The organism is Paenibacillus sp. FSL E2-0201 (genome assembly GCF_037963325.1).
Lineage (GTDB): Bacteria > Bacillota > Bacilli > Paenibacillales > Paenibacillaceae > Paenibacillus_AQ.
Genome location: NZ_CP150154.1, coordinates 3,560,576 through 3,572,842 on the forward strand (window position 1 = coordinate 3,560,576; position 12,267 = coordinate 3,572,842).

10 protein-coding genes are annotated in these 12,267 nt (G+C 42.9%); 1 reads left to right on the forward strand and 9 read right to left on the reverse strand.

What is annotated here, in order from left to right:
* Positions 1-7: 7 nt before the first annotated feature.
* The 3 genes from pstA to NSU15_RS16060 form a co-directional block, all read right to left on the reverse strand.
* On the reverse strand, positions 8-904 hold the full coding sequence (gene pstA, locus NSU15_RS16050; RefSeq protein WP_042128135.1) for a phosphate ABC transporter permease PstA: 897 nt from the start codon (positions 902-904) through the stop codon (positions 8-10).
* Complete coding sequence (pstC, locus tag NSU15_RS16055; RefSeq protein ID WP_042128137.1) at positions 901-1,803, reverse strand: phosphate ABC transporter permease subunit PstC; 903 nt, start codon at positions 1,801-1,803, stop codon at positions 901-903. The genes pstA and pstC overlap by 4 nt, the downstream gene beginning before the upstream one ends.
* A gap of 91 nt (positions 1,804-1,894) precedes the next feature.
* Entirely contained in the window at positions 1,895-2,827 is a 933-nt protein-coding gene (locus tag NSU15_RS16060) for a phosphate ABC transporter substrate-binding protein (RefSeq protein ID WP_042132223.1), read from the reverse strand.
* 332 nt (positions 2,828-3,159) lie between these two features.
* On the opposite strand from NSU15_RS16060, the gene NSU15_RS16065 reads away from it, so the two are divergent.
* Positions 3,160-4,053 carry a LysR family transcriptional regulator gene (locus tag NSU15_RS16065; RefSeq protein ID WP_339286707.1) on the forward strand — a complete coding sequence of 298 codons (894 nt, stop codon included), beginning with the start codon at positions 3,160-3,162 and terminating at the stop codon, positions 4,051-4,053.
* Positions 4,054-4,196: 143 nt separating this feature from the next.
* On the opposite strand, the gene NSU15_RS16070 is transcribed toward NSU15_RS16065, so the two are convergent.
* The 6 genes from NSU15_RS16070 to NSU15_RS16095 all read right to left on the reverse strand — a co-directional run bounded on the left by NSU15_RS16070 (position 4,197) and on the right by NSU15_RS16095 (position 12,251).
* A complete protein-coding gene (locus NSU15_RS16070; protein ID WP_339286709.1) occupies positions 4,197-5,186 on the reverse strand; it encodes a substrate-binding domain-containing protein in 990 nt (329 codons plus the stop codon).
* Entirely contained in the window at positions 5,183-6,967 is a 1,785-nt protein-coding gene (locus tag NSU15_RS16075) for a sensor histidine kinase (RefSeq protein ID WP_339286710.1), read from the reverse strand. The genes NSU15_RS16070 and NSU15_RS16075 overlap by 4 nt, the downstream gene beginning before the upstream one ends.
* Positions 6,964-8,574: a response regulator gene (locus NSU15_RS16080; protein ID WP_339286711.1), complete on the reverse strand. Its 1,611-nt coding sequence runs from the start codon at positions 8,572-8,574 to the stop codon at positions 6,964-6,966. The genes NSU15_RS16075 and NSU15_RS16080 overlap by 4 nt, the downstream gene beginning before the upstream one ends.
* Before the next feature lie 113 nt (positions 8,575-8,687).
* Positions 8,688-9,668: an ABC transporter substrate-binding protein gene (locus NSU15_RS16085; protein ID WP_339286712.1), complete on the reverse strand. Its 981-nt coding sequence runs from the start codon at positions 9,666-9,668 to the stop codon at positions 8,688-8,690.
* Positions 9,669-9,726: 58 nt separating this feature from the next.
* On the reverse strand, positions 9,727-10,719 hold the full coding sequence (locus tag NSU15_RS16090; protein ID WP_042128147.1) for an ABC transporter permease: 993 nt from the start codon (positions 10,717-10,719) through the stop codon (positions 9,727-9,729).
* Between the two features lie 32 nt (positions 10,720-10,751).
* Entirely contained in the window at positions 10,752-12,251 is a 1,500-nt protein-coding gene (locus tag NSU15_RS16095) for a sugar ABC transporter ATP-binding protein (protein ID WP_339286713.1), read from the reverse strand.
* Between the last annotated feature and the right edge of the window lie 16 nt (positions 12,252-12,267).

Here is a 12,267-nt window from a genome sequence, read left to right on the forward strand (position 1 = left end):
TTAGGAATTAGTTCATTCTTTTTGAAGCTGTAAGCTTACGATAAATAAATCTTCCGAAATAACGTGCTGCCAAGTTAAAGATTAACACCATAATTACAAGTACTGCTGAAGCTCCCGCAGCAATTTGCGCGGCATCAGGAGCAAGGCCTTCACTATTTACCTTCCAGATATGAACAGCCAGTGTTTCAGCTGGACGGAAAGGATTCAGTGGTGAGTTTGGACTAAGTGGATTCCAGTTGGTGAAATCTAGTCTTGGGCTACTCATTCCTGCAGTGAACATCAACGCGGCTGCTTCCCCAAAGACACGGCCAGCGGACAAAATAGTACCCGTAATAATCGTTGGTAATGCTACTGGGAACAACACGGAGGTTACGATTTTCCACTTGGACAATCCTAGTGCAAAACCAGCCTCTTTTTGTTGCTTCGGAACACTACGGAAAGCTTGCTCCGTAATCCGAACCATCAGCGGTAGATTAAAGACCGTCAATGCCAGTGCTCCAGAGATTAAGGAAAAGCCAAGATTAAAATAGTTAACAATCAGCAATAGACCAAACAAGCCGACTACGATTGAAGGGAACGAAGATAATACCTCAACAATTAAGCGAATAAAGCCGGTGATTTTTCCCGGACGAGCATATTCAGCCATGTAAATACCGGCACCCAGTCCTAGAGGTACTGTAATTATTAGCGTGAGTACCAAAAGGAATAAGGAGTTGAATAGCTGAGGGCCAATTCCTCCACCTGCTCGAATTTTTTGCGGTGCAGAGAATAGAAAATCCCAACTAATGTGACTAAGACCTCGAAAGAGGATATATCCTAGTAGACCAACCAGAATAGCTACGATGAGCAATGCGAAAAACACAATAAGGCTTGTGGCAATTTTATTTACGGTTCTCGGCTTCAAATTTTATTTCTCCTTTCAAGCAGTCTCACAAAGAAGACAAATACAAAGGTCATCAGCATAAGAACCAGTGCCATACTCCACAGAGCATTATTGTGCGCAGAGCCCATGGTTGTGTTCCCCATTCCAAGCGTGATTACACTCGTCAGGGTAGAAGCTGATTCAAAGAGTGATTTTGGTACGAATGGCGCATTCCCGATAACCATCTGTACAGCAAGGGCTTCACCGAATGCACGTGCCATCCCCAGGACAATACCAGTCATAATAGCAGGAAACGTTGTCGGAATAATCACTCGAGAGATCGTCTGCCACCTGGTGGCACCAAGCGCATAGGAGGATTCCTTTAAATTTTGCGGCAATGAAGCCAGCGCGTCTGCAGCCACGCTTGTAATCGTCGGAAGAATCATGACCGAGAGCACAAGCGCGCCTGCAGCTACCCCGATGCCTTGACCAGGCAGGTTGTTGCGTAGAAACGGTACAATAACACTTAATCCGATGAAACCATAAACAACTGAAGGGATACCTGCCAACAGCTCGATTACGGGCTGAAGCAATTTTTTGCCCCATCCTGGGACAATCTCAGTCATGAACAGCGCTGCGCAAAGGCTAAGTGGACTAGCAATCAATGCTGCAAGTAGAGTAACTAAGAAGGATCCAGTGATAAACGGAAAAGCACCAAAGGATGGCGTATCTGCTTCAGGTGACCACTTTGTTCCGAATAGAAAATCAGTAACGCTAACATCACCGCTTGTAAAAGTTGAAATCCCTTTAGACGCCACAAAATATACCATCGATACAATGATTGTTATCAATAGCAGTACACAGAAGGACATATATGTACGTCCCACAAAATCTTCAATATGATGTTTCTCGATGCGTGAGTTCTTTAGTTTCACCCTCAATTGCTCCCTCTTTCTAAAGTGAAAAGAGAGGCAGATGTATCCGCCTCTAATCACTTGAGATTCTAATCCTTACAAATTACTTAGAAGTGAATTACTTAGCTGTAACATTTCCTGCAACGTCACGAGTAACTTGCATTTTTACTGCTGGAATGTATCCAAGCTCAACGACTTCACCTGTTTGTACTTCGTCTGTCAAGAAAAAGTCAAGGAATGCTTTTACTGTTTCATTTGGTTCGCCGTTTGTGTACATGTGCTCGTAAGCCCATACTGGATATTTACCAGAAATAACATTGTCTACAGATGCTTCTACACCATCAAGGCTAAGTGTTTTGATTGAATCATCAAGGTATGAAAGAGCCAGATAACCGATAGCCCCTGGAGTTTCTCCGATCATTTTCTTAACAGTACCGGAGGAATCTTCTTGAATCGATCCTGGGATATCTTCAGTTTTAGTTCCAAGTGCAAAGCTTTCAAAGGTTGCGCGAGTACCGGAGCTGCCTGGACGGTTGATGATTTGGATTTTTTGATCCGCTCCGCCAACTTCTTTAAAGTTTGTAACTTTTCCTGTGAAAATATCGATAAGCTGTTGCTTAGTCAAGCTGTCCACACCAGCATCCGGATGAGTTACTGCTGCGATCGCTACTACTGCTACTTGATGATCTACAAGAGCTGCCGCTTTTTCTGCATCTGCATCTTTTAGTTTTTCTTCTGCGAATACGTCAGAGTTACCAATATCTACTTGTTTCTCAGCTACTTGAGTAAGACCAGTACCACTACCGCCGCCTTGAACCTGAATGTCCACACCAGCATTTTTATCCATGAAATTCTCGGCTACCAGCTCAACCAATGGTTGTAGTGCTGTTGAACCTGAAGCTAGAATCGAACCACTTATTTTAGCGCCGCTACCTTCATTTGTAGCTGCAGCGTTTCCTCCCGTGTTGTTTGCCCCACCATTACCGCAGGCCGAAAGTGCCAGTACGCTTGTTAAAGCCAAAGTCATAACCCAAGATTTTTTGAATTGCATTGTTTTGTCTCCTCCTAAATGTTTTGTTAGCACGGCTTCCTCATACAGTTCATACGGAACTGGCTTCGAAAGCTTTAACATGGTGTTGTGGAGCTTTGGCCCCCATATGCTTGTTTACTGTAAAATTGCATTGTACGCATATGTTAATGTTGTTGTCGGGAGCTTCTTGGCCCCTCTGACTCTTCTTATTCTAGAGCTCGTTCGTTAGAGAAACTTCTTAACTTTGTAAAGCCAACGATAAAAATACCAATAGAAACTATATATATGTATAGATTTAATCTATAATGGACATATAATTTGTTATTCAACTAAGCTTTGTGCGGAGGAAAGTCATGAATATTATGAAATTAAAGATCGTTATCCTACTTGAAAAATATAAGAAAGTAACCGACGTAGCTGCTGAGTTAGGCCTTAAACAACCCACAGTATCTTTTCATATGAAGAATCTAGAGAATGAATTTGGAACACCTTTATTTCTATATCGAAGTGGAAGAGTACTGCTCACAGATGCAGGTCGGGCCCTTTATCAATATGCACTTAAGATTGTCTCACTTACGTCTGAAGCTGAACGCACTGTTAAACAGTTTGCTTCCCCTTCACAAGGTACATTAAAGCTGGAAGCAAGTTATATTCCTGCAACTTATATTTTACCTAAAGCGTTAATCCAATTCATGAAACAATACCCGGGGATTAATAATTCCATGACGATCCAAAGTGATTCTTTGTTAAAGGAACGACTCCGAAGCCGAGAAATTCAAATGGCTATTTTACACACTTCTGTTTGGTATGATGAATCCTTTAACTTTCAGCTCATTGTCCGCGACGAGCCTGTGCTCATTTTTGCACCTGGTCATCCATTCGAAACTATAGAAAAATTAACACCGGAACAAATCGCGCTTGAGCCTTGGATTCAGTATGAGGTTGGCTCTTGTTTACGAGGATTTGCGGATCAATGGGCAGAATTAAATCATTTTCGCTTGTGGAACCGATCCGAGTTGAACTCACCCGAGACCCTTAAGAAGTTAGTCAGCGGGGGGGATGGCGTAGGAATTTGTTCTAGAGTTAGCATTGAAGCAGAACTTGAATTAGGTCGTCTTTCTTATGCTCCACTACCAGGAATTTTGCCTGAGAGCGGTGGTTTTGTTCTGGCGTGGAGAAAAGATCATATATTAACACCGTTGCAGCAATCTTTTGCCGAAATATTAAGCAACTTATATATTTTATAAAAGGGAGCACCCTAAGCCATAATGGTTTTGGGTGCTCCCTTATTTAAAATATAGAAAGTATAAGTTTCACACTCTATTCATCCTTATATTTCTCACTTAAACGCTTACCGTCCTTTAGGGACGCCGAAGGCGTTATTACTTTCTTATTCTATAAACGGAAACATTAACTTCTCATTCTCGCTTGTGTACATATTTTCCTTCGTAATGAATTCGGAGCCTGTATCCATAACAGGAGGTACTTTGTGACCAGAAACGACTTCAAGTGCCGTTTTCACTGCCAAGTACCCCATAGTAAAAGGTTTCTGAATCACCGTCCCCAGCATAATTTCTTTCTCCAGCAATTGAACCTCACTACTAGAATTGTCGAACCCAACCAGCTTCACTTTTGATTTCAAGCCCATATCCATAATTGCCAGTCCCGCACCTAATGTAGATGGCTCATTGAGGCCAATGATTCCCTTTAGCTGTGGCTGATTCTTTAGAAGATCAATAGTTAATTGGTATGCCCTCTGTGAAGATCCGTTGCTGTAAAGGGTATCATACACATGATTAACTCCATTCTGAGAGAAAGCATCCCGAACCCCTTTCTCCCTCTCGATAGCTGTAGCGGAGCCTTGTACAAAATTCACAATGGCGACTTGATCGTCGCTATGAATACTTTCAATCAACTCCTGCGCCGCTTTACGTCCTGCTTCGTAATTATCTGTGGCAATAAAACTTTCCGATACACCACCGTTCAGTCCCGAATCCACCGTAATAAGAGTGATTCCGGCAGCCTTAATCTTCTCTGCAATCGGAACGAGACGATAATAGTCAGTAGCAGCCAAAATAATGGCATCAGGCTTCTTCTGAATCGCCTGTTCCAGTAGTTGTATTTGCTTATCCACATCAAGCTCGGTATTTGTTCCTACCGTATGAATGTCTGCACCGAATTCCTTGGCAGCAGTCGCCACACCTTGTTTCATTACTTCCCAAAATTCAATACTACTGTCGATGGTCTTAGGAACGTATATAATGGTTCTGACCTTTGTATCCAGCTCATTCGTAAACATACGATAACCTACCCACCCAAGCGCTACAATGAAGAATAATAGTAGCGCAGACAGACCTATTTTTGACCATAGTGAACTCATGGACTCTCCTCCTCATAGAGCGCAGGAATTCTCAATGTGACCGTCGTCCCTTCTTCCATTTCACTTGCAAAAGACAAACCGTAATGATCACCGAAGTAAAGCTGAATACGATGGTTTACATTCGCGACGCCTACCCCACTGCCAATCCTGTAATCTGCCTTTTGAAGCAGTAACTTGCTCATCTGCTCCGGATTCATGCCGACACCATTGTCAATAACCTGAATGGTAATATCATTTTGCTCTTTTTTACACCTAATCAGGATGTGGCCTTGTTCAGGATTATGCTTTATCCCATGATAAATCGCGTTTTCAACTAAGGGTTGAAGGACTAATTTCAATATACTGCATTCAAGAATGTCTTCATGCACCTCTATTGAATAAGTGAATTTATTGCGATAGCGCATGTTCTGAATCGTTAAATAGTGCCGAATATGTTCTAGTTCTCGTGCGATCGGGATCAATTCCTCACCCTCACCAATTGTAGAACGCAGCAGCTTCGACAATGATGAGGTCATTTCAACCACCTCCTCCATCTTTCCGGTCTCTGCCATCCAGATGATTGAGTCTAGGGTATTATACAAAAAGTGGGGCTTAATCTGTGCTTGTAGTGCCTTCAACTCACTCACACGCTTCATCTCTTGCTCCATCACAATCTGACTCATCAACTCTTTAATCTTCATAATCATCAGATTAAATGTTCGGGCGAGCTTGCCAATTTCGTTCGGGCTCTCAATTTCCACACGAATGTCGAACTCTCCGCGTTCAGCTTTTTTCATGTTTATTTCTAGATTCTTAAGTGGCTTAGTTAGTGCGTACGAAAGAAGCACAGATATAGCCATGGCAAAGATGAGACTTACAGCTCCCCATAAAGCGGCGGTCCCTTGCATCTGCTGTTTGTTAGCAACCAGATCATCCGGATAGGTCACCCCTACAATCTTCCAGCCAAAGCTGGTTGTATCCACCGTGTACAGCTTCTGTTCGTTCCCAGTGTTCACTGTAACCGACCCGCTTTTAATCCCAAGAACGGTTTCCAATTGCTCAAACTTAAGCTGCGAGTAGATCAGCTGCTGTTGAGGATGATAGACTAGGCTCCCTGACGGATCTACGATGAATACATAACCGCGTTTTCCCAGTTCGATTTGTTTGCACAAATTGTTAATAACGCTGTAATTAAGATCTACAAGCAGCACACCCTGTCGATCTGCTTCCATTTCTGAAAAGGTATCTGATAGCTTTCTACTGATCGACACTACCCATCGATATTCATCCTGAAATAAGTGCTGCACATGTGAAGAGGAGACAGCCACTCCCGTCTGGTTCAAAGCTTGCTGATACCACTCTTGAGCAATCAACTCAGGAAGCGGTTTCAAAACCGCGTCCAGTCGATCTGAAACCGTTATCCCCTCCGAGCTTGCATACACTATAGAAGAAATGTCGGTGCGGGATTGGACGACAGATCGAAGATATTGGCTGGCTAACTGCTTATCTTTGACTTTCCCTTCTTGCCCCGAACTCGAACCTTTTACATATCTCTCAAGATCACTACTAGTTAATACCAAAGCAGCAATACTCTCCATGTTGCTAATATAATTCTCGATATTCAGTTTTACTTGTTCTATTAATTGTGAAGTATAGGCTACGGAATTCCCCATGACGGCAGCTGAGGAGAGTCGGTATGAGGTATAGCTCAGAACTATAGTTGTGCAGAGAATAAGAAGGGAAAAAGAAATAGCGATATTATTATGAATACTTCGACTTCGGAAGAAGCGATGAGGGTTCATAGAAGGAGATTCTCCTTCTGTCGCTGTCTATATTCCTTCGGTGTGATCCCAACATTACGTTTGAAAATCACACTAAAGTACTGAGGATCAGCATAGCCAACTCTAGCAGCGATGTCATAAGTCTTCAACTGTGTGACGGTAAGGAGTTCTTTAGCTTTTTCCAAACGGAGACGAGTCAAATACTCAATAAAAGTCTCTCCAGTATGCTGTTTAAAAGTCGCACTGAAATAACTGATGCTCATAAAAATATGGCTGCACAGCTCATTAAGTGAAAAGCTGTCATTACAATAATTCTCCCGAATATAAGCTTCTGCTGCTTTCATCTGAGAGGTTCTGACGGTTGTTCTTTGTTCCGATAGCTTGAGTATCAGCTCATGGCAAGTTCTCTCCAAATAATTCCTAGCTTCATCTAAAGTCTTAAGGGCTGCAACCTCAGCAAACATATTATGCGAAACAAGCTCTGTATTTGGGAATCCTATATCGACTACATAGTTCATTAGAGAAACGAGCATTTGGTAGATGCTACTGCGGCAATCTTCTATAGAAGAGCTGTTGCTCTTTAGCTCCTGAAACCACTTTGAGAGGACCTCCGAGATCGCTGATGCTTTACCGGTCTTCAACGCGGATATGAATTCTTTTTCCCATGAAGAGAAATGTGCTTGATCCAATCCTTTGCCAAACTCAAGATCCTGTATGGAGATAACCTTATCTATGCCTAAAAGATATCGATATTCTATGGATGAAATCGCTTCCTGAAAGGAGTGTGGAATTTGCTGCAAGCCAGCATATTTTCTACCGATGCCGATGGTTGCCGTCAGTTTCAAATACTTGTTCAAGCTGGTTTGTACTTGATCCGCAAGAAGTTGTGTTGTGACTTCGATCTCCTCGGAATCCCCTGATAAAATCGCGGCGAGTTTACCATCTCTCGTCTGAAACACCACACCGCCCTGCTCCTTTTCAAGTTGTTCCTGCACAATGTTAAAAGCGGCAAAGCGTAGCAGCTCCGCCTCTGAAGCAATATCCAGGCTCCGATTCTCAATTTCTATATCTATTACGATTGCAAGGTTAACCGCACCCCGCAGCTGTATATGGAAATAATTCATTTTATTTTCGATCTCTTCATTTCTCATTCGAGTAGTAACAAGCTTCTCCAGAAATCGTTCGCGTAACAAAGGAAAGCTCTGATTTAATTGCATGCGAAGCTTAGCAATATTGGCCTTTTGTAAATGCTCTTCATCTAAATCCTGCTTCATTTTGCATAGATACTCGGCAAACTCGCGAGCATTAATCGGTTTTAACAAATATTCAGTCACCTTCAAAGATATAGCCTGCTTGGCGTATTCGAAGTCTTCATAACCAGTCACGATAATGACCTTCATGTCCCGGTATCTTTCCATTACAGCTTTGGCCAATCCTAGTCCATCCATAAAGGGCATGCAAATATCTGTAATAATCACATCCGGTCGATACCGCTCTACTGCATCAAGAGCATCTCTGCCGTTATCGAAATCTCCAACAAGTTCAAAACCATGGTTACTCCATGCTATCTTCTGTTTAATCCCCTCACGAACCTCATCTTCATCATCAACTAGAATAATCTTATACATCCAACACCTCCTCAGCTATGAATTCATCGAATACTTATAATGTAAAAGTTTACCTTTTGGGATAAGCATAATAGAGGTTGCCTTCTTGAGGCAACCTCTATTATTAATCTCTTCTATTCGTACAGCAGAGGTTTGATCTCATCGGAATCTATATTGTTCTTATCGTACCAGTGAAACCCGGTGTCAATATTCTTTTCTACGGTTTCCCCTTTAATCGCCTGCACAGCTGCCTTCACCGCTTGATAACCGATACCAATGGGATCCTGTGTAACAGCGCCGGCCACAACACCACTTCGAATAGCATCCATTAACTGTTTACCGGAGTCAAATCCGATGACCACAATCTTTCCACCCATTTGCAATTCATTTACCGCATTAGCCACACCTACTGCAGATCCTTCGTTTGAGCCATAGATCCCTTTTAGGTCTGGATTTGCCTGCATCATCGCCTTTGCAAGATCCGTGGACTTCAACTGATCTCCACCGCCATATTGCGGTTCTAAGACTTCAATATCGGGATATTTCGCTTTCATTTGTTCTAAAAAGCCATCACGACGCTGTTGACCTGTGCTGCTCGTTTGATCATGTACGACTAGACCTACTTTACCCTTCTTGCCGATCAACTCAGCCATTTTATCAGCTGCCAAAGCTGCTGCCGCTTTATTGTCAGTCGCTGCTGTTGCTACAGGAATCTCGCTATCTACACCGGAGTCAAAGCCAATGATTGGAATATTGTTTTCCTTTGCCTTTTCCAGATATGGAATCGCTGCTTTGCTGTCTAGAGCTGCTAATGCGATGGCTGCCGGTTTCTTGTCTAGCGCCGTCTGTAGCATCTCAATTTGTTTATCTACCTGACTCTCGTTTTCTGGTCCTTCAAACGTAATCTCAACATTAAACTCCTTCGCAGCCTTCTCGGCTCCTTGCTTCACCGCTTGCCAGAATTGATGCTGGAAGCCTTTTGAAATGACTGGGATGTATGGTTTGTCTGAACCGGAAGCACTTTTTTTGCTATCACTGTTGTTACAAGCACCTAGTAAGGTAGTAGCCAGTAACAAACTGGCAAGCAAGATAATCCCTCTTCGACGTTGTTTCATTTAATCTTCCCCCTCGTCATTTGTTTGTATATCACTCCGTATGGAGATAATACCTCGTTCACTGCTTCCGTCGGCGAAGAATATCAGCATATACTGCTATGATGATGACAACACCGACAATGACTGTCCGCCATTCCTGAGCAACGGACATAATTTGTAAGCCATTCGTCAGTACACTCATAATCAGCGCACCAATAATCGTACCTAAAATTGAACCTACGCCCCCACTCAAAGATGTGCCTCCAATAACGACAGCTGCTATAGCTTCAAGTTCATAACCAGTGCCAAGTGACGGCTGGGCTGAATTTAGTCGTGATGCCATCAAGATACCAGCAATTCCGCTGAAAATTCCTGTGATAGTATAGATAACAATCTTCCATTTGACCGTATTCACACCTGATAGGCGAGTTGCTTCTTCATTGCTGCCAAGAGCGAAGTTATAGCGTCCAATAATCGTCTTCGACAAAATGATACTTGCGATAACCCCCAGCAATAGGAAGATAATGATGGTATTCGGAATGCCTGGGATCATCTTCCCCATTGCAATCTTGGCAAAAATCGGATCATCATTGAAATAAATCGGCTTGGCACCCGTTATAACAAGTGATAATCCTTTAGTGACCATCATGATTGCTAGAGTGGCGATGAATGGTGGAATATTCATCTTCGCCACCATTAAGCCACTTATAAAGCCGCATAGTGCACCAGCTAGAATCCCGCCTACAATTCCGAGCGGAACGGGTAGACCCCAGAATGTAATGATGACACCAACCATCACAGAGGAGAAGGTCATCACAGTACCCAAAGCAAGGTCGATTCCACCCGTAATAATTACAAAGGTTGCTCCTAGTGCTAATACACCAATTACAGCTGTAGAGACGAGGATCCCGACTAAATTAGAAAATTGAAAAAAGTTACTTGATGCTATTGAAAATACGATGACCAGTATGATCAAACTTGCGAATGCTAACAATTTTTGTTTAAACCCTGATTGCGCCCCGGCTTGCTTAGAGCCAATAGACTGACTAATCCCTTTATCTGCGATCTTCATGACCTTGACACCTCCGATAAACTCTTGAACGATTATGAACGCATCGTCGCATATTTCATTATCGCTTCTTGCGATGCTTCTTCTGCGAGTAGTTCACCAGTTATACGTCCTTCACACATAACAATAATGCGATGGCTCATTCTTAGAATTTCTGGTAGATCTGAAGAGACTATAATGATCGCCTTTCCCTCACTCGCTAGCTGATCAAGCAGCTTATAGATCTCACTTTTCGCTCCTACATCAATACCACGTGTTGGTTCGTCGAAGATCAACACATCGCAATCTCTCGTTAACCATTTCCCGATAACTACTTTTTGCTGATTGCCACCGGATAAGAATTTGACTTTTTGACTTACACTTGGAGTCTTAGTTGCTAGTGCTTCCGCATGCTGCTCCGCGGACTTTCGCATCTCCCGTTCTCTCATCCATCCGAATACATTACGGAATTTATAGAAGGAAGCAATTGCATTATTCATGCTAATGTCCATATCTACAAGCAATCCGTATCGTTTGCGATCTTCAGATAAATAACCGATGCCATGCTGCACCGCTTGATGAGGCTGTCTTATACGAACCGTATTTCCATGTAGCTTAATCTCACCCTTATCGATAGGATCAGCCCCAAATACGGCACGAACAACCTCAGTACGTCCAGCGCCCATTAACCCAGCGAAGCCCAGAATCTCACCTTTATTCAGATGAAAGCTAATATCTTTTAACAACTGTCCACTGGATAGATTTCTAACCTCTAATACGACTTGCTGTGTCTGCAACGAAACCGTTGGCTTCGACGTTTGATACAGTTCACGGCCAACCATCATGCTGATAATTTGATCAATCGATACCGAATCCGTCCGAATGGTATCCACATAACAACCATCCCGCATGACTGTAATGCGGTCTGTGATCCGTTTCAACTCATCCATGCGGTGAGAAATGTATATAATCCCTACACCTTCTAATCGTAATTTCTCGATCATCCGAAACAATTCGTTAATTTCCGTATCTGTCAGGGCTGCAGTTGGTTCATCCATGATCAGTACCTCCGCATTGAAGGACAAGGCTTTGGCGATTTCCACCATTTGCTGATTAGCGACCGTCAGGTCTGAGACCAAGCTCTTCGGATCCAGCTTTAGATTCATTTGATTAAACAATTCCTGCACTTTACGATTTAACTCCAGATCATCAACGAACCATTTCAGTGCCTTCCGCGGCTCACGGCCAATAAATATATTTTGGGCCACTGTAAGATGCGGCATTAGATTCAGTTCCTGATGAATAATACTGATCCCGAGTTCCTGTGCAGCGCGTGTATTGACAATCTCCACCTCAGATCCCTTGTACCACATCTGACCCGCATCCTTGGAATACACCCCTGTTGCAATCTTCATCAGGGTAGACTTCCCTGCTCCATTTTCACCAACTAAGGCATGAACTTCCCCATGCTTCAGCTCAAATTGACATTGATTCAATGCATGAACACCTGGGAAAAATTTATCAATCCCCGTCATTCGTAGTAATACTTCGTCCATTTCATAACCACCTCAA